19 protein-coding genes and 1 other RNA gene are annotated in these 24,730 nt (G+C 66.3%); 13 read left to right on the top strand and 7 right to left on the bottom strand.

Annotation, left to right across the window (positions count from 1 at the left end; genetic code table 11):
- The first annotated feature begins 3 nt into the window (after nt 1-3).
- The 4 genes from MOE34_RS01340 to MOE34_RS01355 are packed head-to-tail and all read left to right on the top strand — an operon-like array spanning nt 4 to nt 4,087.
- Nucleotides 4-387 carry a RidA family protein gene (locus MOE34_RS01340; RefSeq protein WP_242220121.1) on the top strand — a complete coding sequence of 128 codons (384 nt, stop codon included), beginning with the start codon at nt 4-6 and terminating at the stop codon, nt 385-387.
- A gap of 14 nt (nt 388-401) precedes the next feature.
- On the top strand, nt 402-2,387 hold the full coding sequence (locus MOE34_RS01345; protein WP_242220123.1) for an acetyl/propionyl/methylcrotonyl-CoA carboxylase subunit alpha: 1,986 nt from the start codon (nt 402-404) through the stop codon (nt 2,385-2,387).
- Nucleotides 2,384-3,259 (top strand): hydroxymethylglutaryl-CoA lyase, encoded by an 876-nt coding sequence (locus MOE34_RS01350; RefSeq protein ID WP_242220127.1) that lies wholly within the window; start codon nt 2,384-2,386, stop codon nt 3,257-3,259. The genes MOE34_RS01345 and MOE34_RS01350 overlap by 4 nt, the downstream gene beginning before the upstream one ends.
- Before the next feature lie 30 nt (nt 3,260-3,289).
- A complete protein-coding gene (locus MOE34_RS01355; RefSeq protein WP_242220129.1) occupies nt 3,290-4,087 on the top strand; it encodes a crotonase/enoyl-CoA hydratase family protein in 798 nt (265 codons plus the stop codon).
- A gap of 155 nt (nt 4,088-4,242) precedes the next feature.
- On the opposite strand, the gene pbpC is transcribed toward MOE34_RS01355, so the two are convergent.
- Both pbpC and MOE34_RS01365 read right to left on the bottom strand, forming a co-directional pair.
- Nucleotides 4,243-6,327: a penicillin-binding protein 1C gene (gene pbpC, locus MOE34_RS01360; RefSeq protein ID WP_242220131.1), complete on the bottom strand. Its 2,085-nt coding sequence runs from the start codon at nt 6,325-6,327 to the stop codon at nt 4,243-4,245.
- A gap of 12 nt (nt 6,328-6,339) precedes the next feature.
- Nucleotides 6,340-11,793, bottom strand: coding sequence for an alpha-2-macroglobulin family protein (locus MOE34_RS01365; RefSeq protein ID WP_242220133.1), 5,454 nt, complete (start codon nt 11,791-11,793; stop codon nt 6,340-6,342).
- 485 nt (nt 11,794-12,278) lie between these two features.
- Here MOE34_RS01365 and MOE34_RS01370 point away from each other — a divergent pair, with 485 nt between their 5' ends.
- Entirely contained in the window at nt 12,279-13,223 is a 945-nt protein-coding gene (locus MOE34_RS01370) for an AEC family transporter (protein WP_242220135.1), read from the top strand.
- A gap of 93 nt (nt 13,224-13,316) precedes the next feature.
- On the opposite strand, the gene MOE34_RS01375 is transcribed toward MOE34_RS01370, so the two are convergent.
- Nucleotides 13,317-14,129, bottom strand: coding sequence for a c-type cytochrome (locus MOE34_RS01375; protein WP_242220137.1), 813 nt, complete (start codon nt 14,127-14,129; stop codon nt 13,317-13,319).
- A gap of 152 nt (nt 14,130-14,281) precedes the next feature.
- Here MOE34_RS01375 and MOE34_RS01380 point away from each other — a divergent pair, with 152 nt between their 5' ends.
- Both MOE34_RS01380 and MOE34_RS01385 read left to right on the top strand, forming a co-directional pair.
- On the top strand, nt 14,282-15,037 hold the full coding sequence (locus MOE34_RS01380; RefSeq protein WP_242220139.1) for a 3-deoxy-manno-octulosonate cytidylyltransferase: 756 nt from the start codon (nt 14,282-14,284) through the stop codon (nt 15,035-15,037).
- A gap of 14 nt (nt 15,038-15,051) precedes the next feature.
- Nucleotides 15,052-15,903: a prephenate dehydratase gene (locus MOE34_RS01385; protein WP_242220140.1), complete on the top strand. Its 852-nt coding sequence runs from the start codon at nt 15,052-15,054 to the stop codon at nt 15,901-15,903.
- Here MOE34_RS01385 and nudC read toward each other — a convergent pair.
- Nucleotides 15,900-16,871 (bottom strand): NAD(+) diphosphatase, encoded by a 972-nt coding sequence (nudC, locus tag MOE34_RS01390; RefSeq protein WP_242220142.1) that lies wholly within the window; start codon nt 16,869-16,871, stop codon nt 15,900-15,902. The genes MOE34_RS01385 and nudC overlap by 4 nt on opposite strands.
- Nucleotides 16,868-17,311 carry an HIT domain-containing protein gene (locus MOE34_RS01395; protein ID WP_242220144.1) on the bottom strand — a complete coding sequence of 148 codons (444 nt, stop codon included), beginning with the start codon at nt 17,309-17,311 and terminating at the stop codon, nt 16,868-16,870. The genes nudC and MOE34_RS01395 overlap by 4 nt, the downstream gene beginning before the upstream one ends.
- Nucleotides 17,312-17,391: 80 nt before the next feature.
- Here MOE34_RS01395 and ffs point away from each other — a divergent pair.
- The 4 genes from ffs (at nt 17,392) to MOE34_RS01415 (ending at nt 20,421) form a co-directional block, all read left to right on the top strand.
- Nucleotides 17,392-17,489: signal recognition particle sRNA small type (gene ffs / locus MOE34_RS01400), an RNA gene on the top strand.
- A gap of 60 nt (nt 17,490-17,549) precedes the next feature.
- Complete coding sequence (locus tag MOE34_RS01405) at nt 17,550-19,424, top strand: DNA polymerase III subunit gamma/tau (protein ID WP_242220146.1); 1,875 nt, start codon at nt 17,550-17,552, stop codon at nt 19,422-19,424.
- 26 nt (nt 19,425-19,450) lie between these two features.
- Nucleotides 19,451-19,774, top strand: a complete 324-nt coding sequence (locus MOE34_RS01410; RefSeq protein WP_242220148.1) for a YbaB/EbfC family nucleoid-associated protein — start codon at nt 19,451-19,453, stop codon at nt 19,772-19,774.
- A 35-nt stretch (nt 19,775-19,809) separates the two neighbouring features.
- Complete coding sequence (locus tag MOE34_RS01415) at nt 19,810-20,421, top strand: LysE family translocator (RefSeq protein WP_242220150.1); 612 nt, start codon at nt 19,810-19,812, stop codon at nt 20,419-20,421.
- Here the strand turns inward: MOE34_RS01415 and MOE34_RS01420 are convergent, their stop codons facing one another.
- A complete protein-coding gene (locus tag MOE34_RS01420; protein WP_242223684.1) occupies nt 20,422-21,033 on the bottom strand; it encodes an MOSC domain-containing protein in 612 nt (203 codons plus the stop codon). It abuts the gene before it with no gap.
- A 60-nt stretch (nt 21,034-21,093) separates the two neighbouring features.
- Between MOE34_RS01420 and recR the strand changes: the two genes are divergently transcribed.
- Entirely contained in the window at nt 21,094-21,699 is a 606-nt protein-coding gene (gene recR / locus MOE34_RS01425) for a recombination mediator RecR (RefSeq protein WP_242220152.1), read from the top strand.
- Nucleotides 21,700-21,707: 8 nt separating this feature from the next.
- A complete protein-coding gene (locus tag MOE34_RS01430) occupies nt 21,708-22,958 on the top strand; it encodes a lytic murein transglycosylase (RefSeq protein WP_242220155.1) in 1,251 nt (416 codons plus the stop codon).
- A gap of 68 nt (nt 22,959-23,026) precedes the next feature.
- On the opposite strand, the gene MOE34_RS01435 is transcribed toward MOE34_RS01430, so the two are convergent.
- Nucleotides 23,027-24,655: an MFS transporter gene (locus tag MOE34_RS01435; RefSeq protein ID WP_242220157.1), complete on the bottom strand. Its 1,629-nt coding sequence runs from the start codon at nt 24,653-24,655 to the stop codon at nt 23,027-23,029.
- Nucleotides 24,656-24,730 lie beyond the last annotated feature (75 nt).

The raw sequence follows: 24,730 nt of genomic DNA on the forward strand, positions 1-24,730 counted from the left end.
GTCATGAAACGCGAATCGATCAATGCCAAAAATGCACCCGCTCCGCGTGGCGGCTATTCGCAGGCCGTGAAGATCGAGGATTTCAAGACACTGGTCTTCATCAGCGGCCAGATCCCCGTTGCCGATGACGACAAGGTGCCGGAGACCTTCGAGGATCAGGCGCGGCTCGTCTGGCGCAATATCGACGCACAGTTGAAGGCCGCGGGCATGACGAAAGCCGATCTCGTGAAGGTCACGACCTTCCTTTCCGACCGGCACCACGCCACCGCCAACCGCGAGATTCGCAGCGATTATCTCGGCGGCATCGCCCCGGCGATGAGCGTCGTCATCTGCTCGATCTTCGACGAGAAATGGCTGCTCGAAGTCGAGGCCATCGCAGCGCAATGAGAACCGGAGTCGGGATGTTCAGAAAGATCCTCATCGCCAACCGCGGCGAAATCGCCTGCCGGGTCATCCGCACCGCAAGGCGCATGGGTGTGGCGACGGTCGCCGTCTATTCCGATGCCGACCGCAATGCGCTGCATGTCGAGATGGCGGATGAAGCAATCCGCATCGGTCCAGCGGAAGCGGCGGGAAGCTACCTGAACATTGCCGCGATCATCGAGGCGGCGAGGGCGAGCGGCGCGGAGGCGGTGCATCCCGGCTACGGCTTTCTTTCTGAAAATCCTGATTTCGTCGAGGCGGTGGAGGCCGCCGGCCTCGTCTTCATCGGCCCCTCGGCAAGCGCTATCCGCGCCATGGGCCTGAAGGACGCCGCCAAGGCGCTGATGGAAAAGGCGGGCGTTCCCGTCGTGCCCGGCTATCACGGTGAGCGGCAGGACGCCGCCTTCCTTGCCGGCGAGGCGACGGCCATCGGTTATCCGGTGCTGATCAAGGCGCGCGCCGGCGGCGGCGGCAAGGGCATGCGGCGGGTGGATGACCCCGCCGATTTTTCCGCCGCGCTGGAAAGCGCGCGCCGCGAGGGCGAAAGCGCATTCGGCGACGGCCGCGTGCTGGTCGAGAAATACATGGCCAAGCCTCGCCATATCGAGGTGCAGGTCTTCGGTGATGGGCATGGCAATGTCGTGCATCTCTTCGAGCGCGACTGCTCGCTTCAGCGCCGTCACCAGAAGGTCATCGAGGAAGCGCCGGCGTCCGGCATGACGGCGCAGATGCGCGAGGCGATGGGAGCGGCGGCGGTGCGGGCCGCGGCGGCCATCGGCTATAGCGGCGCGGGCACGGTGGAATTCATCGCCGACGTTTCCGAAGGCCTGAGGCAGGACCGTTTCTATTTCATGGAAATGAACACGCGCCTGCAGGTGGAGCATCCGGTGACGGAGGCGATCACCGGTCTCGACCTCGTCGAATGGCAGCTCCGCGTTGCGGCGGGCGAGCCTCTGCCGAAGCGACAGGAGGAGCTTTCCATCGACGGCTGGGCCTTCGAGGCGCGGCTTTATGCGGAGAATCCGGCGCGCGACTTCCTGCCCGCGACCGGCCGTCTTTCCGTTTTCGACCTGCCGGATAGCGCGCGCATCGATTCCGGCGTGCGCGCGGGCGATATCGTCACGCCCTATTACGACCCGATGATCGCCAAGGTCATCACCCATGGGGCGACGCGGGCGGAGGCGCTGGCGCGGCTGGAGGCGGCGCTGGAAAAGAGCCGTGTCGGCGGGGTGACGACGAATGCCGGTTTCCTCGTCCGGCTCTGCCGCCTGCCGGCCTTTGCTGCCGGCGATGTCGATACCGGCCTGATCGGTCGGGCAGGCGAGGGGCTGCTGGTCGAACCTGACGCGTCTGAAGAGGCTTTTGCCCTCGCCGCCCTCTCGGCGCTCGGCCTTCTCGAAACGCCGGCCGGTTCGGACCCCTGGACCCATATCCGCGGTTTCCGCCTGTGGGGGGAAGCGGCACGGACGGTGTTCCTCGATCATGGCGGGGCGGAACATGCGCTGCGTGTCGTCATGCTCGGCGGCAGGCGCTTCCGTCTCGATCATAACGACCTCTCGACGGAAGTCGGCCTCCTCTCGGTGGATGATGATTCCATCCGGCTGGACTGTGACGGCCATGTGTTTTCCGCAACCGTGCATCGCGATGCGACCGGTATCGCGGTCTTCTTCGGCGGGCATGCCCATGCCTTTGCGATCGCGGAGGAAGCCGGTCATCACGGCGAGGCGGCGGCGGGCGGGGACCGGCTTTCGGCCCCGATGCCGGGCCTGGTGCGCATCGTCTCGGCGGTGCCGGGCGCACGGGTCGCCAGGGGCGAGGCGCTCGTCACCATGGAAGCGATGAAGATGGAGCTGGTGCTGGCCGCGCCCCGCGACGGGGTGGTGGCGGCGGTGCCGGTGGCGGTGGGTGACCAGGTGGCGGAGGGCGCGCTCCTCCTGTCGCTGGAGCCCGAGGAGGCGGCATGAGCCGGCGCGTCGAAATCGTCGAGATGGCGGCCCGCGACGGGCTGCAGAACGAGAAGAAGATCATCCCTTCCGCCGACAAGATCGCGCTGATCGACCTTCTGTCCGGCTGCGGTTTCGAGCGTATCGAGGCGACGAGTTTCGTCAGTCCCAAATGGGTGCCGCAACTGGCCGACGGGGCCGCCGTGATGGCGGGCATTACGCGCCGCCCGGGCGTTTCCTATGCGGCGCTGGTGCCGAACATGAAGGGCTACGAGGCGGCGAAGGCGGCCGGTGTCAACGAGGTCGCCGTCTTCCTTTCGGCGTCCGAGGGGTTTTCCCGCGCCAATCTCAACTGCTCCATTGCCGAAAGCATCGAGCGCGCCCGTCCGGTCGCGGAGGCGGCGAAGGCGGACGGTCTCTTGCTGCGGGGTTATGTGAGTTGCGTCGTGCAGTGCCCCTATGACGGGCCGGTCGAACCCTGTGCCGTGGCGCGGGTGACGGGCCAGCTTCTGCGCCTCGGCTGCCATGAGGTGAGCCTTGGCGACACCATCGGCCGGGCGCGGCCCGCCGAGGTCGCGGCCATGCTGGATGTCGTGCTCGCCGTCGCCTTCCCGGAAAACCTGGCAGGTCATTTCCACGATACGAACGGGCTGGCGCTCGACAATATCCGCGTGGCGCTGGATCATGGTCTCACCGTCTTCGACGCTTCGGTCGGCGGTCTCGGCGGCTGCCCCTATGCGCCGGGTGCGCGCGGCAATGTCGATACGCTTGCCGTCGCCGACATGCTGGCATCGGAAGGCTACGAGACGGGGCTGGACCGGCAGAAGCTGACGGCGGCGGCTGCCTTCGCGCGGCGGATCACCGGCAAGGACGATACAAGGAAGAGCGCGTAGCGGGCCGCGAGTGCGCAGGAGATTCAAGGCATGACTTTTGAGACCCTTTCGGTTGCCGTCGACCGGCGCGGCGTGGCGACCCTCATGCTGTGCCGTCCCGCCCAGCACAACGCGCTCTCCGGCCTGATGATCCGCGAACTGACCGCCGCTGCCGGCATGCTGGGAGAAGACAAGGCGGTGCGCCTCGTCGTGTTGACGGGCGAGGGCGAGAGTTTTTGCGCGGGTGGCGATCTCAACTGGATGAAGGCGCAGATCGCGGCGACGCGCGGGGAGCGCATTGCCGAGGCCCGCCACCTTGCCTTGATGCTGAAGGCGCTGCGCGACCTGCCGAAGCCGCTGATCGCCCGCGTCAACGGCCCGGCCTATGGCGGCGGCGTCGGGCTGATCAGCGTCTGCGATGCCGCAATCGCCGTGGAGGGCGCGCGTTTCGGCCTGACGGAAACCCGCCTCGGCCTCATCCCGGCAACGATCAGCCCCTATGTCGCCGCCCGCATCGGCCCGGCCGCCTTCCTGCGTTTGGCTACCTCCGCCCGGCTCTTCGATAGCGGAGCCGCCGAGCGGATCGGCCTCCTGAGCGGTATCGTCGTGCCGGAGGCGTTGGATAAGGCGGTGGAGGCGGAGATCGCGCCTTATTTCTCGGCCTCGCCGGAGGCCGTGGCGGCATCGAAGGCTTTGGCGCATGCGCTGGCCCCGCCGATTGATGACACGCTCATAGAGATGACGCTGACGCGGCTTGCCGATACCTGGGAGACGCCCGAGGCGGCGGAAGGGATCGCGGCCTTTCTGGAGAAGCGCAAGGCGAAATGGGTGGTCGACGCGAAGGCGTGATTGGAAAGGTTCCTCAGCCTAACTCTCTCCCCACAAGCGAGGAGAGGGGACTTGCCCCACGAACCGTTATTGTCTGGCAAGCCGGCGCGGCATATCGCTTCTCGCCGCAGCCAAGGAGAACGTGCCGGCAGGCGGATGAAGGGCAACACCCACTGCTACTCGATGAATACCCGCACGCTCGCCGCCCGCCCGGCGGCATCGATCACCGTCAGCGTCGAGAAGCCTGCGCCCTCCGGCATCCACTGCGTCGTGCGCCGGCGCGAGGCGTCGGGCAGCACCTTGCCGTTGGCGAGCCAGCGGAAGGGCGCGCGGCCGCCCTGGAGCTTCAGGATGAGCGGTGAGAGGTCTGCGCCCGCAGTCGCGCCGAGTTCCACATGCGCGCCTTCCGGCGGATAGACGATCTCGGGGGCGGGTTCGCGTGCGACGGTCGCGACGAGGCCGCTTGCCGTCGTCGAGAAGCGGCGAAGGCTTGCCGGGAGTTCGGACTGGGCGATACGCACCGCGCCGGCCGGCGCGCGGGGGAGCGCGGTGATGGCAACGCCCGAGCGCGCGAAGGCCTCGAAGAGGATGGGCGCGGCGGAGCCGTAGCCCGTCAGGCCCGGCACGGCGCCGTTATCGGCGCGGCCGACCCAGACGCCGAGCACATGCCGGCCGTCGTAGCCGACGGACCAGGCGTCGCGGTAGCCATAGCTCGTTCCCGTCTTGTAGGCGATGCCGAGGCGGCGGCTGCCGGCGGGCGGCGTGACGCCGGAAAGAACGTCCGAGACCTGCCAGACGGCGACGGGATCGAGCAGCGGATCGCCGCCGATGACCTTCGCATCGCCCGTGATACCGTCGCCGAGCTGCACCGGCATGCCGCGATTGGCAAGCGCGGCATAGAGCTGGGTGAGGTCACGCAATGTGATGCCGAGACCGCCGAGGCCGATGGCAAGGCCGGGCGTCTCGCCCAGCGGCAGTTCGGGCCGCACCTCGGCGCGGCGGAAGCGCACCATCATGCGCGTCGGCCCGACGGCTTCGAGCAGGCGCACGGCGGGCACGTTGAGCGAAAGCTGCAGGGCTTTGCGCACGCTGACATCACCCTGATAGGTCATGTCGAAATTGCGCGGGCGGTAGCCGGAAAAGTCGGAGGGGCGGTCCTCGACGATGGTTTCCTGCGCGACAAGGCCCTCCTCGAAGGCAAGGCCGTAGATGAAGGGTTTCAGCGCCGAGCCGGGCGAACGGCGGATGCGCGTCATGTCGATCCAGCCGGCACGGCTGCCGTCGAAATAGTCCGCCGAGCCGACCTCGCCGAGGATTTCGCCGGTGCGGGCGTCGGCCATCACCATGGCGATGGAGATTTTCGGCCCGAGCCGTTCGGCCGCCTCGCGGGCGACGGTTTCCAGCCCGTCCTGCACCGTGCGGTCGAGCGATGTCTTGTGCTCGGTTGCCTTCGGGTCCTTGCGTAGTGCCAGTTCGGAAAGGTGCGCGGCATAGGAGGGGAGCTGGCGGCGGCGGTCGGGCACGGCTTCGGCGCTCGCGCGCTCGGCCTCGCCCTCGCCGATGACCTCGGAGACGGCCATGCGGGTCAGGACGCGCTCGCGGGCCTTTTCCGCAACGTCGCGATGCCGGTCGGGGCGGCGCTTTTCGGGAAGCTGCGGCAGGGCGACGAGCAGGGCGGCCTCGGCAACGGAAAGGCGCTTCGGCTCCTTGCCGAACCAGGCAAGGCTTGCCGCGCGCACGCCCTCCAGATTGCCGCCATAGGGCGCGAGGGTCAGGTAGAGGTCGAGGATTTCCGCCTTGGAAAGCCGCCGTTCGAGCTGGATGGCGCGGGCCATCTGGCGCAGCTTCGCCAGCATTGAACGGTTCTCGCGCGGCTCGATCAGCCGGGCGACCTGCATGGAGAGCGTGGATGCACCGGAAACGATGCGGCCATTGGTGACGAACTGGCCGGCGGCGCGCAGCAGCGCCAGGGGGTCGATGCCGGAATGCTCTTCAAAACGCCTGTCCTCATAGGCGACGAGCATGCGCAGGAACTGCGGATCGACATCGGCGGCCGTGGTCTTCAGCCGCCAATGGCCCTCCGGCGTCGCGAAGGCGCGCAGCAGGCGGCCGTCGCGGTCGAGCACTTCCTTCGAGACGGTCTCCGCCACCGCGACGGGCGGCGGATAGGCGCGGTCCGCATAATCCAGCCCGAAGGCGAGGGCGGCGATGGCCGCCGCCCCGCTTGCGGAACCGATGAGGAGCTTGCGCCAGAGCGCCATCGCCGTTTCCCCTTACTCGGCCTTGACGACCTGCATGCGGCCGGTCGCGGTGCGGGCGGAGAACTGCGGACGATACATGTCCTCCACCTGCGCGGCCGGCAGGTCATAGGTGCCGGGGGTGACGGCGCGCACGACATAGGCGAGCGTCACGTCGCGGTTGTCGCCCTCGCTGCGGTTGAAGGCGGCGACGAAGCGGTCGTAGCGGAACTCCGTATGCGCCGCTTCCGTCTCGCCGAGCCAGTCGAAGTTCGAAAGCTTCGCGCTGTCGACAAGGCTCGGATTGTCGATCTCGAACCCGGCGGGCAGGAGGTCGGTGATGATGATGCGCGAGGCCCAGTCATTGTGCTCCGTCGCCTTCAGCACCACGACGTAACGCTCGTTCTGTGTCGCCTCGGTGATGTTCGCCTCCTCGCCGTCGAGCGTGTAGTAGGTGCGTTCGATGGAGAAGCCGTCGCCGCCCGCGGGCAGGGGATCGGCAGGGGCGGCCACCGTCGTCAGCACGGCGGAGACGGGCTCGTTCGTGCGGTTGGCGACGGTCAGCGGATTTTCCAGCAGCGACTTGCCCGTCATCTGTGCGGCATAGCCGCCGGCGTGTTCGGCGCCGTTGATTTCGAGCTTCAGGTCCTTGTCGGCATCCCGCACGGAGCGCGCGGCAAGCAGCATCCAGGTCTGTTCCTGCGTACTGGTCCAGCGCTTGTCCTCCCATTGCTTGGCAACCTGCTTGGAAAGGTCCGGAATGATGGTCGGGACCGGCCGGGCTTCCGCCGCAAGCGCCAGGATCGCGGCGCCGTCGCGCAGCGACGAGCCGTAGTCGGTGCGCGAGAGGCTGGCGTTCATGGCGGTTTCGCGGGAAAGGCCGAGCGCGTTGGAGAAGATCGTCATCGAGCGCTGGGCATCGCCATAGAGGCCGAGCGCGCCGCCGATCTGCGCGCGGGCGAGCGGCGAGGAGAATTCCGAGAGCTTCGTGTCGGCATAGTAGCGCAGATCGCTGATCGCGGCCTTGCGGTTGCGGGCGAGCACATAGAGGGCATAGGCGATCTCGTTGCCCTGAGTGGAGACGTTCACGTCATAGGAGATGGAATTCTGCAGGTTGGAAAGGGCCTGCAGCATCGCCTGCTCCGGCACGTCGAACTTCTGTTCGCGGGCGCGGGTCAGGAAGTCCGTGACGAAGGCGTCGAGCCAGAGGTCGCCGTAGCCCGGAGACCAGAGGCCGAAGCTGCCGGAGGAGGACTGGTTGGCGAGCACGCGATAGATCGCATCCTGCACTCGCTTCTGTGTCTCCGGGTCCTCCGGCAGGCCGGACTGCTTGGAGAGTTCGCTGAGATAGAGCAGCGGCAGCGCGCGGCTGGTCGTCTGCTCCGTGCAGCCATAGGGGTAGCGGTCGAGCGCCATCAGCAGGGCCGGGATGACGAAGGCCGCGGCGCGCGAGACGCTGAGGCTGACGGACGCGTCGGCAAGCTGGCTGTCTGCCAGAAGCTGGTCGTCGATGGTGAGGCTGCCATTGGCGGCGATCTCGATCGGCCGGCGCGTGGTGATCGGCATGGCGGCCGGGCGGACCGGCACGTTGAGCGCCTGTTCCAGCGACATGCCGGAACCGTTGGTGAGCTTGACCGTCACGAGGCCGTCGCCCGCCTCGCCGCCGATGAGCGGCAGGGTGAGCGCGGTCTTGCCGCCGGGCGTGAGCTGGATCGTCTGGCCCGCGCCTGATTGTTCGACCATCACGGAGGCGTTGTGGGTGATCTCGACCGTGTAGTCGCCGGCAGGTGCATCCGTGTTGGCGATATCGAGGCGCAGGTCCGAACGGTCCCCGGGGGCGAGGAACTTCGGCAGGCTCGCGGTCACGACGACAGGATCGCGGATCACGACGTCCTTGGATGCGCTGCCGACGCCGGTCTTCGTCCAGGCGACGGCCATAACGCGGGCGGTGCCGTTGAACTGCGGGATGTCGAAGCTGACCTTGGCATTTCCGTCAGCATCGAGCTTCACGGGACCGGCGAAGAAGGCGACGAGCTTTTCCTTCGGCGGATCGCCCTGGAGCGCGCCTTCGCCGCCGTCGCCGCCGGTGCGCAGCCGCCCGGTGGCGCCGAGCGAGCCGTCGATCAGGCGGCCGTAGAGGTCGCGGATTTCCATGCCGAGGCGGCGCTGGCCGAAGTACCAGCCGGCCGGATCAGGCGCTTCATAGCGGGTGAGGTTGAGGATGCCGACGTCGACCGCGGCCACCGTGACATAGGCCTCCTCGTTCGCGCCAGCACCGGCGACCTTCAGCGAAATGTCGAGCGGCTGGCGCGGCAGGGTCTTTTCCGGCACGTCGAGCGCGATATCGAGCTTGCGATCGGCCGGGTCGACCTTCAGCCAGGTGATGCCGATGGCGCGCATCGGCATGCGGCTTTCCTGGTCCGAGCCGGGGCGGAAGAGTGTCGCCGTGACATAGGAGCCGGAGCCCCACGCTTCGGTCACGGGGATTTCCACCTCGCCGCCTTCCGCGCCGATGCTGGCGGTCTGGGTGGAGACGAGGCTTTCGGCGCCGACCGTGATGAGAAGCTGGCCGGCATGGCGCGGCGAGACCTTCAGCTTCGCCGTGTCGCCGATCGCATAGCTTTCCTTGTCTAGCGAGATTTCCAGTGCGTCGGGTGTTTCCGTCGAGCTTGCCGCGACATACCAGCCGGCATCGAATTCCACGCTGGTCGCCGGTCCATCGGGCTCGGCGCTTTCGACTTCGAGGCGGTAGCGGCCCCAGGTGACGGGTGCGGAGATACGACCGCCGTCTGCGGTGACGTCGAGCGTGCCGTTGGCGATCTGCTTCGTCGTCATGACAGGCTCGTAACGCCAGGAGCTCCCCTCGCGATACCATTGGTAATTGCGCTCGATCTCCAGCAGCTTCCAGGGCATGCCCTGCATCGCCTCGCGCTTGCCATCGGGATCGACGGCGACGACGTGGAAGTTGGCGACACTGTTTTCCGAAAGGTCGCCGCCAAATTCCGGCTTCACGCCGATCATCGCGCCGGTCGCCTTGACGGGCAGGGTGAGGTTGCGTTCGACGGCGCGGCCGCCCGCCTCCATCATGCGCAGGGTCACGAGCGCTTCGAGACGCTGGGTCGTGGAGGGCAGGTCGTTGACGGTCACGTCGAAGGTCGTCTTGCCCTCGTCATCGAGCACGTCGAGACCGTCGAGCGGGATGCGGCTCTCCTCGATGGCCTCTTCGTCGGCAAGGCCGAAGACGTAGCCCGGATAGGCGGCGTCCTGGCGCGTCGGCTTCAGCGCGACGTCGCCCTCGATCTCGAGGCCAGCGCCGGGGGCGCCGTAGAGGTAGCGACCCTCGACCGAAACGGGGACAGGCACGCCGGTCTCGATGGCCTTGGCCTCGCTCGTCATGTCGAATTCGATGCGGTCGGGTACGAAGTCGTCGACGAGGAAGGTCTTTTCGGCAATCGCGGTGCCCTTCGGGTCGGTATAGACCTGCATGGTCCAGGTGCCGCGCATGCTGTTTTCCATCAGCAGCAGGTCGATGGCGTAGCCGCCGAGCGTGGCTTCGGCCACCATGCGGCGGTCTTCCACGCCGTCAGGACGGTTGAAGATGAAGGTGAGCGGCAGCTTCTCGACGGCGTTCGATTCGATGTCTCGGGCGAGCGCCGAGGCATGCACCGTCTCGCCGGCGCGGTAGATGCCGCGCTCGGTCCAGGTCAGCACGTCGATGGCGCCCGGCGCGGGGCGGCCGGTGACGCCGCGGTCGGAAAGGTCGAAGCCGGCGCGCGTCATGTCGAGGAAGACGAAGTCGCCTTCGCCCTTGCGGGCAAGGATCACGGCGGGCGTGTTGGCGGCGGTGCCGCGCATCAGGCCGGCGGTGAAGGTCGCGCGGCCGTCCGCATTGGTCGTCGCCGTGCCGAGGATCTCGTTGTTCTTGGCGATGAGCTGCAGTTCGACGCCTTCCAGCGGACCGGCGCTGTCGAGCGAGCGGGCGAAGACGTTGAGCCCGTCCGTACCGGCATAGGTGGTGAGACCGACATCCGAGACGACGAACCATTGCGTCGCCTTGCTGTCCCATTCGTTGCTGCGGCCGTTCGTGGCGGCGGCGGTCAGCACATAGACGCCGGGCTTGCGCTCCGGCAGGGCCTCGTCGACCGGGAAGCTGGTGACGACGTCCTTGTTCAGCTCCGGCGAGATCTCGATCTTGCCCTGCCAGACCAATTCGCCGTTCTGGTTCTCGATATTGCTGGCGGAATAACCGTCGAGCTGGGTGAGGAAGCGGCTTTCGGCGAGCAGGCCCGCAATGGCGCGGTCGCCGACGCGGTAGAGCTTCAGATCGGCGCTATCGGTGTTGACCGAGACGATCGGGATGCCGCGGCGAACGCTGCCCGGCAGCACGAAGCCGTCGCCGGTGAAGCGCACCGTGGCGGCACGGTCCTGCACATAGATATCGAGATCGACCGGCGCGGCCAGCGGCTCATCGACGGCGGACGGCAGGCCGGTGCGGAAGGCGATCTTGTAGTGCTGGCCGTGAGACAGGCCCTCCACGCAGATTTGCCGGTCCTTCGCCTCCACCGCCTTGGGCGCCGCGCCGTCGAGCGTGACGAAGGAGGCATAGTCGGCGCCCGACTTGACGAGCGGTTCGGAGAACTCGACGCAGGCGCGCGGATTGGCGCTGTCGGAATCGATCGTGTGGTTGACGATGCGGAAGCCCTGTCGCGTGCGAAGGCTGACATAGGCCGAGCGCACGGCGACGTCTTCCTCCTGCTCCAGGCTTGCCTTGTAGGCGTTGATGCCGGCGCGGTAGCTGCCCGAAACGTCGAGCGTATCGCCGAGCACGGCGAGCGCTCGGGCGCGCGTTTCCGTCGTGCGGGAAAGCTGGTAGGCGTTGATCGCCGCAAGGGCGCCCTGGCCGGCCAGATAGCTGTTGTTGGTGGCACGGGCCATGGATTCGGCGGTCTCGAGCCAGAGATAGTAGTCGTCCGGGGCAATCGAGAGCGCGCCCTTGTAGGCGGCGAGCGCCTCGTCGAAGCGGCTGGAAGCCGTCTCGATACGGCCGAGCGAGGCAAGGCTTTCCGCACCTTGTCCTTCCTGGCCGGAGGGAATGGCGAGATTATCGCGGAAGGCGCGGGCATCGTTCGTCATATATTCGGTGATGAAGGCAAGGGCCGGCGCCGCACCGATGTCGGCGGCATTGTCGGCCTTTATGATCTTGCCGGCGACGGCGCCCTGGAAATGGTTGAGCTGGTTGAAGTCGCTCTTCAGGAAGCACCACTTCACCTTGGGATTATAGGTGAAGGCGCGGCAGGACATGTCGTCGATGCAATCGGTCTTGCACTGGTCGAGCGTCACATCCTGCACGGTGCGCAGGTCGAAACCGAAATAGTCGCCATTGTCCGTGGTCACGACGGTGCGTGTCTCTTCGGCATGGGCGATATGGAGTGGAGAGGCGACGGCAGACAGAAGAAGTGCCGAGAAACCGAAGATTGCGCGCATAGACATGAAGTCCTCCTACCGCTGCCCGTCTCGTTGTCGCCGTCACTGTTCCGACCCCGCCGGGGCTTGTCAATCGAAAGACGAAGCCCGCTGTGGATGCCGGAAAGGGGATGGCGCATGGAACCAGGGGGAAGACGTTTGGATCGGCCGGTTCAATCGCTGGAAATGCGAAAAATTTTCACGGATCGCTGCGTTAACCTTTTGTTAACCATATCGGCGCAGACTCCAAATCATCGACGGGCGCTTCTCTGTCATGCCGCTGTAACAGGCGGCCGGTAGAAACCTCGTCAGACACGAAAGTCGTGTTTCGCAAACGCAGTGACCACGGATGTACTGGCACCGCGCGAAACACTTCCCCGGCAAGGCCGGGATGAGGAAGCGGGGGGATAACCCTCGCTTTTTTCATGTCTTCTTCCCGCCGCGAAGGCTGGACCCATCCCCGCGATTGCCCTACCCATGACACCGCCTTTCCTCCTTTGCCGGACGGTTTCATGTCTGACGTCGCCCTCAATGTCCTTCCTATCTTCGCGCTGATCCTGATCGGCTGGCTGCTCGTGCGCACCGGCTATCTCCGGGAAGAGCTGGGGGAAGGGCTGGGCGAATTCGTCTTCCGGGTCGCCGTGCCGGTGCTGCTCTTCCGCACCATCGCGGAGGCCGATTTCGCCGGGGAAGCCCCCTGGCGCATCTGGGTCGGCTATTTCGCGGGCGTGGCGGCGACATGGACGGTGGCGCATCTCGTCGCCACGCTCGGCTTTGCACGCGACCGGCGGATCGGCGTTCTCGCCGGTGTCTCCTCCGCTTTCGCCAATACCGTCTTCATCGGCCTGCCGCTCGTCTCGCGGGTCGTCGGCGACGAGGGCCTTGTGGCGATCTCGGTGCTTCTGTCCGTGCATCTGCCGGTCATGATGATCGCCGGCACGATCCTGATGGAGCGGGCGGAGCGCAAGGAGGGCACACGCCCGCCGCAGAGCTTTGCCGCGCTTCTCCTCGGTATCGGGAAGAGCCTCGTGCACAATCCTCTCGTCATCGGCCTCGTCGTCGGTGCGCTCTTCCATGTCGGTGGCGTGCCGCTCGGTGGACCGGTGAAAGCGGTCGTCGACCAGATCGCGGCGACGGCTGCGCCCGCCGCGCTCATCTCCATCGGCATGGCGCTCAACAAGTACAAGCTCGGCGGCAATGCCGGCATCGCGCTGGCGATGACCGCGCTCAAGCTCCTGTTGCTGCCGGGGTCGGTCTATGTCGCCTGCCGGCTGCTCGGCCTCAGCCCCGAATGGACCGCCGCGATGGTGCTGACATCCTCGGTGCCGACGGGTGTCAATGCCTGGCTGCTCGCCAACCATTTCGGCGTCGGCCACGCGCTCGCCTCCTCCACCATCACCATGACCACGGCTCTCGGTGTCTTCACGGTTTCCTTTTGGGCCTGGCTGTTGGCCTGACGGCGCGCCACGAGAGCATCGGCGCGGTCAACTTCCAACAAAAAACCCGGCACGAAGGCCGGGTTTTCTTCATTCTCTCTATTTGGCTGACACTTACTGAGCCGCCGGCTGTTCCGTCGTGGTGCCCTGCGTCGCGCCTTCGGCCGGGGCAGCACCCTCGGTCGTCGTTGCAGCGCCACCCTCGGTCGTGGTCGCCGCAGCGCCGCCTTCGGCAGGAGCCGTCGCGCCTTCGGTCGTCGTGGCGGCGGCGCCGCCTTCCGTCGTGGTCGCGCCCTCTGCGGGAGCAGCGGCTTCCGTCGCGGCAGCGCCGCCCTCGGTCGTTGCGGCAGCGCCGGCATCCGCGCCTTCGCTCGAAGCGGTCGGCAGGGCGGCGGGATTGTCGGAGAGCGTGCGCAGGTAGGCGATCAGGTTGGCGCGCTCGTCTTCCTTCTTGAGGCCCGCGAAGCCCATGGCGGTGCCCGGGACGTGCTTCTTCGGCGCTTCGAGGAAGAAATTCAGGTGATCGAAGTCCCAGACGATCTTGTGGCCTTCGGAGAAGGTGGTCATGCCGGCGGAGTAGCTGAAGCCTTCATGCGCGGCGATCGGGCGGTTCACGATATCCCAGAGATTGGGGCCGACCTTGTTCGGTCCGCCCTTCTCCGAGGTGTGACAGCTCGCACACTTCTTGAAGACGGTTTCGCCGGCTGCCGCATCGGCGCTGGCGAGCAGGGTCGCGATCGGCGTGCCCTTGGCCTCTTCGCCGCCGCCTGCCGCTTCACCGCCGGCCGCTTCCTCGGCGACGATCGTGAAACCTTCCTTCTCGGGAGCTTCCGAATGGAAAATGCCTTCAGAAGCGATCGACACGGACATCAGCACGAAGACGGTGCCCAAAAGGGCACCCACGCCCATGTTCACATAAGAGTTCATCCAAACGCTCCCCTAGCAACCGGCGGACAGACTACCGGCCAGTCTTGAAATCGCGCGGAACCTATGTCTTTTGCTGCTTCGTTGCAACAGTGATTGTAGCCCCCGCACTGAGACCTTTTGACACTTTTCCCGGGGGTTTTGAAGGGCCTGCGATGATTCCCGGCAATTTTGACAAGACCCTCGTGCTCATTCCCGCGCGCATGGCCTCCACGCGCCTTCCCGGCAAGCCGCTCGCCGATATTGCGGGCCTGCCGATGATCGTGCAGGTTGCGCGCCGGGCGGCGGCGGCCGATGTCGGCCGGATCGTCGTCGCGGTCGACCACCAGGACATTTTCGATGCGGTCGTGGCGGCGGGTTTCACGGCGGTGATGACGCGGGTGGATCATCAGTCCGGCTCCGACCGCATCCACGAGGCGCTGACGAAGAGCGACCCGGAAGGCCGGGCCGAGATCGTCATCAACGTGCAGGGCGACCTGCCGACCATCGACCCCGACACGATCCGCGCCGCCCTTCGCCCGCTGGAAAACGCCTCGACCGACATCGCGACGCTCACGACCGAAATCCGCGACGAACACGAGAAGACCAATCCCAACGTGGTGAAGATCGTCGGCTCGCCGCTGAGCGAGAGCCGTCTGCGCGCACTCTACTTCACGCGCGCGACCGCGCCGCATGGCGAGGGGCCGCTCTATCACCACATCGGCCTCTACGCCTATCGCCGCAAGGCGCTGGAAACCTTCGTCACGCTGAAGCCCTCGACGCTGGAAAAGCGGGAATCGCTGGAGCAGCTCCGGGCGCTGGAGGCAGGCATGCGCATCGATGCGGAGATCGTTGACACGGTTCCGCTCGGTGTCGATACTCCGGCCGATCTCGAAAAGGCCCGCGCGATGCTTGCGGCCCACCCCATCTGACACGGATAGCTGCCATGATCATGAAGACCAACAAGATCGCCTTCCAGGGCGAATTCGGCGCGAATTCCGACATGGCGAGCCGCGACATGTTCCCCAGCATGGAGCCGCTGCCCTGCCAGACCTTCGAGGATGCCTTCCTTGCCGTCGAGAATGGCGATGCCGATCTCGGCATGATCCCGATCGAGAACACGATTGCCGGCCGCGTCGCCGATATCCATCATCTCCTGCCGGAATCCCGCCTGCATATCGTCGGCGAATATTTCATGCCGATCCGCTTCCAGCTCATGGTGCTGCCGGGCGTGACGAAGGACGAGGTGCGCACGGTCCACAGCCATATCCATGCGCTCGGCCAGTGCCGCAAGATCGTCCGCCTCAACGGCTGGAAGCCGGTGATCGCCGGTGATACGGCGGGCGCGGCCAAGCTCGTCTCGGAAACCGGCGACCGCTCCATGGCGGCGCTCGCTCCGCGCCTTGCCGCCGATCTCTACGGCCTGTCGATCATCGCGGAGAATGTCGAGGACACGGAAAGCAACGTCACGCGTTTCGTCGTGCTCTCGCGCGATCCCGCGCCGATCGAGCGTGACGGCGACGAGATCATCGTCACCACCTTCGTCTTCAATGTCCGCAACATCCCGGCCGCGCTTTACAAGGCGATGGGCGGCTTTGCGACCAACGGCATCAACATGACGAAGCTGGAAAGCTACCAGATCGGCGGCAAGTTCTACGCCACGCAGTTCTATGCCGATATCGAAGGCCATCCGGACGACCTGCCGGTGCGCCGCGCGCTGGAGGAACTGCGCTTCTTCTCGGAAAAGGTCCGTATCCTCGGCACCTACCGGGCGCACCCGATGCGCAGCGCCTTCTAGCTTTTCCAGTCGAGCCAGTCGCGCATCAGCCGGTGCGCGATGGCCCCCTTGGGCGGGGTCGCCATGCCGGGCGCGGCGCCGGACGTCGCGCTGTGCTCGATCATAGCCGCGGTCTCCTCGCGGGTGAACCAGCGGCAATCCTCCAGTTCCGTCTCGTCGCGGCGGATGTCGAAGGAGATCGCCTCGCCATAGCAGCCGATCATCAGCGAATGCGGCATCGGCCAGGGCTGCGAGGCATGGTAGCGCACGCGGCCGACCCTGATGCCGGATTCCTCCAGCGTCTCGCGGCGCACGGTATGCTCTATGGTCTCGCCCGGTTCAAGGAAACCGGCAAGGCAGGAATAGACGCCCGGCTGGAAATGCGGCGAGCGGCCGAGCAGGCACAGGTCCCGCTCGATATCGATGACCAGCATGATCGCCACCGGATCGGTGCGTGGGAAGATCGTGTGGCTGCACGCCTCGCAGACGCGGCGGTAGCCGCCGATTTCCGAGCGCGTCGGGGAGCCGCATTTGCCGCAGAAGCGGTTGTTGCCGTTCCATGTCATCAGGCTGGAGGCCTGCGCGAACTGGCCAAGCAGATCGTCGTCGAGCATCTGCTGGCGATAGAGCGTGCGCCCGTCGGCGGCCTTCAGCGGCTCCTGTAAGGTGTCGGGATCGGCGCTGACGGGGATGGCGAGGCGCGGCTCGCCGTTCCTCAGATAGCCGAGCAGGATGGATTCGTCCGGCATCGGGCCAAGTTCGGCCAGTTCATAGGGCGCGAAGAGCGGATCGATGATCTTCTCGTCGTGCTTGACGACGAGCTTGCCGCCGGCCAGCGCGAAGGCATGCACATTCTCGGCCTTGAAGGCCTGCTCCAGGCAGTCCGGCGCGCGGTGCTCCGACTGGCGGTCGAGGCTGTTTTCCGCAAAGGCCACCATGGTGCTGGGTTCCGGATGCGGGCGGTATTGATCGAAAAGCGATGGCTTCATGGAGTGAGCGCGTCCAGCAGTTTGGCGGAAAAGGCCTTGGTTTCCTCGGCCGAGCGCGGCTCGGCGGCGCCGAAGCCCCAGACGGGGCCGGGCCAGTTCGGATCGCCCTCGCTGCGCGCGATGACATGCACATGAAGCTGTCGGACGATGTTGCCGAGCGCGCCGGTATTGATCTTGGCCGCGCCCGTTACCTTCTTCAGGGCTTCCGCCACCAGCGTCGTCTCGAAGGTCAGCATCGTCTGGTCGAGCGGCGTCAGGTCGAAGACCTCGCTGGCGCCGGGACGCTGCGGCACGAGCACCAGCCAGGGCCAGCGCGCATCCTTCATCAGCCGAAGTTCGCACAGGCCGATCTTCGTCACGAGATCGCTGTCGCGGACCAGCCGTTCGTCGGGTCGAAAATCGCTCAAGGGTCCCTCCCGAAATGCTTTTGCCTGATTCATGACACGCACCCGATCTTGCTCCAACAGTTTTTTATCGGCTCGGCTTGCATTCGGATGGAATATTGCCGATATGGGGGACGGGAGGTTGGTGGTGGACGAGCCACTCGCCAACCGGGTCAGGTCCGGAAGGAAGCAGCCCTAACGAGCCCCGGCACGGGTCATCGTGCCAGCCTCCCACCTACCGTCCTGATCCTGGCCGTCCTGTCGGGACTCTTGAGTTCGATTAGCGGCAGGGTCGATGAGCGACGTAACCTCAAATCCGTCCAGCGAAAAACCGGCCGCCTATCGCGTTCTTGCGCGAAAATACCGGCCGAAGGACTTCTCCGACCTGATGGTCGGCCAGGAGCCGATGGTCCGAACGCTGACCAATGCGTTCGAGACCGGCCGCATCGCCCAGGCCTATATGCTGACCGGCGTGCGCGGCGTCGGCAAGACGACGACCGCCCGCATCCTCGCCCGCGCGCTGAACTACAAGACACCGGAGATCGACCGACCGACCATCGACCTTCGCGTGCCCGGCGAACATTGCCAGGCCATCATGGAAGGTCGGCATGTCGATGTCATCGAGATGGACGCTGCCTCCCATACCGGCATCGACGACATCAGAGAGATCATCGAGCAGGTGCGCTACCGCCCGGTTTCGGCGCGTTATAAAGTCTACATCATCGACGAAGTGCACATGCTCTCCACGCAGGCCTTCAACGGCCTCTTGAAGACGTTGGAAGAGCCGCCGGAGCACGTGAAGTTCATCTTCGCGACGACGGAAATCCGTAAAGTCCCGATCACCGTCCTGTCGCGCTGCCAGCGCTTCGACCTGCGCCGCATCGGCGCGTCGGACCTCGTCGGCCTCTTCACCACCATCCTCGGCAAGGAAGGCGTCGAGTTCGAGCCGGATGCGCTCGCCATGGTCGCTCGCGCGGCCGAAGGCTCGGCGCGTGACGGCCTGTCGCTGCTCGACCAGGCGATCGCCCATGGCGCGGGCCGCGTCGAGGTCGATGCCGTGCGCTCCATGCTCGGCCTTGCCGACCGCGCCCGCATCGTCGATCTCTTCGAGCATATCGTGAAGGGCGATGCGGCGGCGGCGCTTGCCGAATTCGGCGCGCAATACGAGGCCGGCGCAAGCCCCTCCGTCGTGCTGACCGATCTTGCTGATTTCACCCATCTCGTCACCCGCATGAAATACGTGCCCGACGCTGCCGGCGACCAGTCGCTGAGCGAGATCGAGCGCACGCGCGGCGTCGAATTCGCCAATTCCATCGCGGTCACCGCGCTTTCGCGCATGTGGCAGATGCTGCTGAAGGGCATTCCGGAAACCGAAGCCTCCAGTCGCCCGGCGGGCGCCGCCGAGATGGTCATCATCCGCCTCGCCCATGCCGCCAACCTTCCCTCGCCGGAAGAGGCCGCGCGCCGCCTTGCCGAGCTTTCGAGCGGCGAGGGTGGCGGCAATGGCGGGCGTGCGCCGCAATCCGGCGGCTATTCGGGCCAGCCCTCGGCTCAGGCATCCGTCGCCGCCGTCGCGCGCCAGCCCGATGCGCCGGTGCGTGCCCAGTCGAACGGCGCGACCATGCTGCGTGCGGTGCCGCAGGCCGATCCCGCGCCCCAGCCCGTCGGCCGCACCGAGGCCGCACCTGCCGAACAGCCGGCGGCTACGCCGAAAGTGCCGGTCAAGTCGATCTCCGACATCGCCGACCTCTGCACGAAGAACCGTGACATCCGCTTGCGCGCGCTCGTGCGCGCCTTTGTCCGCCCGGTGAGCGTGGAGGCTGGCAAGCTGGAAATCGGCCTTGCCAACGATGCCCCCAAGTCGCTTATCGCCGACCTCCAGAACCGGCTTCTGGAATGGACCGGCATCCGCTGGCTGGTGATCCTCTCGCGGGAAGCCGGCGGGCCGACCCTGTCGGAAGCCGAAACCATGGCGCAGGAAGCGCGCGTCGCCGATGCGCGCCAGGATCCTGATGTTGCTGCTATCCTGCAGCGTTTCCCCGGCGCCAAGATCACCGACGTGCGCATCAAGGTGCAGGAAACGGAAGACGAGGCCGAGACCGTCGAGGTTGCGGCCGCCGCTGAATCCGCCGAGGGCGACATCCTGCCCGGCGACGACATCGAACACTGACGTAACAGGACGAAGAGGAGAGACCGATGCGCGACATCATGGGCATGATGGGCAAGGTCAAGGAAATGCAGGCCAAGATGGAGAAGATGCAGGAGGAGATCGCTGCGCTCGAAGTGAGCGGCACCTCCGGCGGCGGCCTCGTCTCCGTCACGCTCGACGGCAAGGGTAACCTCAAGGGCCTGAAGATCGATCCCTCGCTCTTCAAGGAAGACGATGTCGAAATCCTCGAGGACCTGATCGTCGCAGCCCACAAGGATGCCAAGGACAAGGCCGAGGCCGAGACCGCCGAAAAGACCAAGGCGCTGACCGCCGGCCTGCCGATCCCGCCCGGCTTCAAACTGCCGTTCTGATCCTGTAGGGTCGTGGCTCCCGAGGAGGAATTCCCATGAGCCTGACGACCCTGCTGATCTTTGCCGGTGCGCTGATGATGGCGGCCGGCTCTCCCGGCCCGAGCATCGCCGCTCTGGTCGCCCGCGTCCTGTCCCGCGGGCCGAAGGATGTGCTGCCCTTCCTCGCCGCCATGTGGATCGGCGAGGGTGTCTGGCTCACCTGCGCCGTGCTCGGCCTTGCCGCCATCGCGGAAACCTTCCACGCCGCCTTCGTCGCCATTAAGTGGCTCGGCGTTGCCTATCTGCTCTATCTCGCCTGGAAGATGTGGTTCGCCCCTACCGATACGGGCGACGAGGCATTGCCCGAGGCGCGCTCCGGCCTGAAGCTGTTCTTCGCCGGGCTGACCGTGACGCTCGGCAATCCCAAGATCATGATGTTCTACGTCGCGCTGCTGCCGGCGATCATCGATCTCGGCGCCGTCACGCTGGTCGGCTGGGCGGAACTGGTGGCGACCATGTTCGTCGTTCTCGTCGCGATCGATCTTGCCTGGGTGTTCCTCGCCTCGCGCGCCCGGCTCTTCCTGAAAAGCCCGCGCGCCGTGCGCATCGCCAACCGGCTCAGTGCCGGCACGATGGCCGGCGCGGCTGCGGCGATTGCCGCCCGCTGATCAGCCGGTGAGGGCCGCACGCAGCTTGTCGTTGATGGGCGCGGCGAGGTAGCGGAGGCGATCTTCCTCGGAAAGGTTCCGGCCGTAGGTGCGCAGCAGCTCCGGCATGGTGACAGGGTCGCCGTCGAAGGGCGTATAGGTCACGGTATCGCCGGTCTGGATGACGCCGTCGCGCAGCACCCGGCAGTAAAAGCCGGGTCGCCCGGCCTGCATGAAGCGTCTTGCGAAGGCGGGATCGCCCATGCGGGCGGTCAGCGTGTTGCAGGGAATGCGCGTCGAGGTCACTTCCAGCAGCACGCTCTCCGTCTCGAAGCGGTCGCCGACGGAAACGTTCCGGCTGTCGACGCCCTCGACGACGAGGTTCTCGCCGAAGGTGCTGGGCGCGACGGTGCGGCCGAGTTCCTTCGACCACCAGTCGAGATCGATGGAGCCGAGGCCGTACACGGCCTGTTCCGGCCCGCCGTGATGTTTGCGGTTGCAGATGGCGTCGCCCAGCAGGCCTTCCCGGTCGACGACCACGGCCGCATCGGTCGGCGTCTTGAAAATGCCGGTCTTGTAGCTTTTGCCGGGAACCGGTCGGGCAAGGCCCGTGCATACGGCGAGAATTCTGATCAAGCGCTGCCTCCCGAGAGGTGGATTCCGTTTCCCCTGGATATGGGCTAGATAGCGGCAATGGCAAAACGAGTCACCGGTCCCGAAATCGAAAAACTCATCCAGCTTCTGGCAAAGGTGCCGGGTCTCGGCCCGCGCTCGGCGCGCCGCGCGGCGCTGCACCTCGTCAAGAAGAAGGACCAGCTTCTCGGCCCCCTCGCCGAGGCGATGGGCGAGGCGCATCGCAAGGTGCGCATCTGCTCGTGTTGCGGCAATGTCGATACCAGCGATCCCTGCACGGTCTGCACGGATGTGCGGCGCGACCAGACGGTCATCATCGTCGTCGAGGATGTCTCCGACCTCTGGGCGCTGGAACGCGCGGGCGCGATGAACGCGGCCTATCATGTGCTCGGCGGCACGCTCTCGCCGCTCGATGGTGTCGGGCCTGATGATCTCAACATCCGCGGCCTCGTCGACCGCGTGGCGAAGGGCGGCGTGCGTGAGCTGATCATCGCGGTCAACGCGACCGTCGAGGGCCAGACCACCGCCCACTACATCACCGACCAGCTTGCCGGCCTCGAGGTGAAGATCACGCGGCTCGCCCATGGCGTGCCCGTCGGCGGCGAACTGGACTATCTCGACGAAGGCACCCTGACGGCGGCGCTCCGGGCGCGCACGGCGATCTGAGGAGACCCATGCAGATCATTCGCAACATCCTGAAGGCCTCGGCAGCGCTGCTTGTTCTCGGCCTTGCCGTTCCTGCACAGGCCGCCTCGAAGGCCGAGGTGGAAACCCTGTTCCGCGCCTGGATCGACAACGATCTCTGGCCGGAGGCACAGAAGACCGGCGTCAGCGAGAAGACGTTTCGCGCGGCGATGCGGGGCGTGAGCCTCAACTGGGACCTGCCCGATCTCGTGCCGCCCGGCTCCAAGCCGCAGAAAGAGCAGGCGCAGAGCCAGGCGGAATTCTCCTCGCCGGGCGCCTATTTTTCCGAAAAGCGTCTTCAGGGGCTGGCCGGCAAGGGCGGCAGCCTTGCGAAGACCCATGCGGGAACGCTGCGCAAGATCGAGCAGCGCTTCGGCGTGCCGGGCGAGATCGTCGTCGCCATCTGGGGCCGCGAGTCGGGCTTCGGCAGCGCGAAGATCCCCTATTCGGCGGTGGAGGTGCTCGCCACCAAGGCCTTCATGTCGACGCGCAAGGACATGTTCCGCAACGAGCTGATCGCCGCGCTGCACATCGTCGACGGCGGCGACCGGACCGTGGAGCAACTGAAGGGCTCGTGGGCCGGCGCGCTCGGCCAGCCGCAGTTCATGCCGACCAGCTACCTGCAATATGCCGTCGATTTCGACGGCGACGGCGTGCGCGATATCTGGAATTCGGTGCCGGACAGCCTTGCTTCCATCGCCAACTACCTCGCGCAGAAGGGCTGGCAGGCGGGCCGCGGCTGGGGTTACGAGGTGACGATCCCTGATGGCGTTTCCTGCGCGCAGGAAGGGCCGGACCTTGCCAAGCCGATCTCTGCCTGGGCGTCGAGCGGCATCACGCGCATTTCCGGCAAGGCTTTTTCCGCCGGCGAGGGCAAGGCCTCGGGCATGATGCTGGTGCCCGCCGGCACGCACGGGCCGGAATTCATCGTCACGCCGAATTTCTACGTGATCAAGGAATACAACAATTCCGATCTCTATGCTCTTTATATCGGCAATCTCGCCGACCGCATCGCCTATGGCAGCGGTCCGTTCCGGGGCGCGTGGGGCGATGTCGGCAAGATGCTGCGTTCCGATGTGCTCGCCATGCAGAAGGCGCTCGTCGCCAAGGGCTACGATGTCGGCAAGGTGGATGGCCTGCCGGGCTACAAGACCCGCCGCTCCCTCGGCGACTGGCAGGCGAAGAGCGGCCTTGCGCCGACCTGCTATCCCGATGCCTCGCTGAAGACGAAACTCCGCTAGAGCATTTCCAGCCGAAGCGGTCCCGCTTCGGCGTCGGATAATGCTCCTAGGGACGCCCGCGAAACTGGCTAGTGGATTTCCACCTGCCGCTTGAAGCGCTCGTATTCATGCGGAACGATCGTCTGGCGTTCGATCATGCGGTGAACGCGGGGCGCTTCCGCGCCGCGATGGAGCTGGCGCAGCTTCTCGCCGTTGGCGGCGTCGGCATGGGTGCGGCGCTGGTTGTGACGCACATATTCAACCCAGGTCGGCACATGGTAGGTCTCGGTCCAGACGGTCGGGTTTTCCAGGTCCCGCATCAGCGCCCATTGGCCCGCGCCGTCGCGGATGCGGATGCGCCGCCGCTCGGTCATCGTCTCCAGGAAATCGGGAATGTCGTCTTCGGCGATCTCATAATCGATGAGGACGACGATAGGGCCGCTGCGGGGTTTAAGGTCGAGCGGCAGGTCCGGTTCGCTGAAGCGGCCCAGCGGATCGACATTGAGGCTCTCGAGTTCCGGCAGTCCGAAGCGCAGGCCGAGCGCCGCGCCGGCGAGCATCGCGACGGCGGAGGCAAGCAGGGCCGCTTCAGCGCCGTGCGTATCCGCCGTCGTGCCCCAGATCCAGCTTCCGGCGGCGATGCCGCCGAAGGTGGTGGTCTGGTAGAGTGAGAGTGCGCGGGCGACGACCCAGCGCGGCGTTGAAAGCTGCACCGTCGTGTTGAAGAGCGACAGAGCCATCACCCAGGAGGCGCCGGCGATCAGCAGCACCGCGCCGGTGAAGATTGCGGAGGCGCTGACGGCGCAGACGCTTGCGCTCACGGCAAAGCCGGCGAAGGAGAAGCGGGCGATGGTCTCGCTGGTGAATTTCTCGCGCACCCGCTCGTTCATCAGCGCGCCGCCGATGGCGCCGAGGCCGAAGCAGCCGAGCAGGATGCCGTAGGTCAGCGGCCCGCCCTTGATGAGGTCGCGCGCGATCAGCGGCAGGAGCGAGAGGATGGAGCTGGTGGTAAGGCCGAAGGCGAAGCCGCGCAGCAGCACCTTGCCGATATTCGGCGACATGGAGACGTAGCGCAGGCCCGCCGAGATGGCGCGGGCGAAATCCTCGCGCGGCAGGGCGTTCGGCGAAACGGCCGGCTTCCAGCGGAAGAGGGCGTAGAGCAGGGCGAAATAGCTGAGCGCATTGGCAGCAAAGGCCGCTGCCGCGCCGGCCGCCGCGACGATGGCGCCGCCGATGGCCGGGCCGACCGAGCGGGTGAGATTGAAGCCCATGCTGTTAAGCGAGACGGCGGCGGGCAGGTCCTCGCGCGGCACCATGTCGCCAACGGAAGCCTGCCAGGCGGGGTTGTTGAGCGCCGTGCCGCAGCCGAGCAGGAAGGTGAAGGTCAGCAGCAGCCAGGGCGTGATGACGCCGTACCACGTACAGAGCGTGAGGCCGACGGCGACCGCCAGCATGAAACACTGGGCCGTCAGCATCAGCCTGCGCCGGTCGAAATTGTCGGCGAGCGCCCCGGCGGCGACGGAAAACAGCATGATCGGCAGCGAGGTGGAGGCCTGGACCAGCGCCACCATGTTGGCGGAAGGGGAGATGGACGCCATCATCCACGCCGCGCCGACGGACTGGATCAGCCCGCCGAAATTGGAAATCAGGCTTGCCGCCCAGATCACCCGAAAGGTTTGGTTTCGGAAAGGAGCGAGGGTGGATTTCCGGTCCGGCACGTTGGGGCACTCATTCTCGACGCAGCGTTGGTGACAATCTAGTCCAAAGGACGAAAGCGGCAACCCGGTGGCGGC

The sequence above is a fragment of the Shinella zoogloeoides genome, from assembly GCF_022682305.1.
Lineage (GTDB): Bacteria > Pseudomonadota > Alphaproteobacteria > Rhizobiales > Rhizobiaceae > Shinella > Shinella zoogloeoides_B.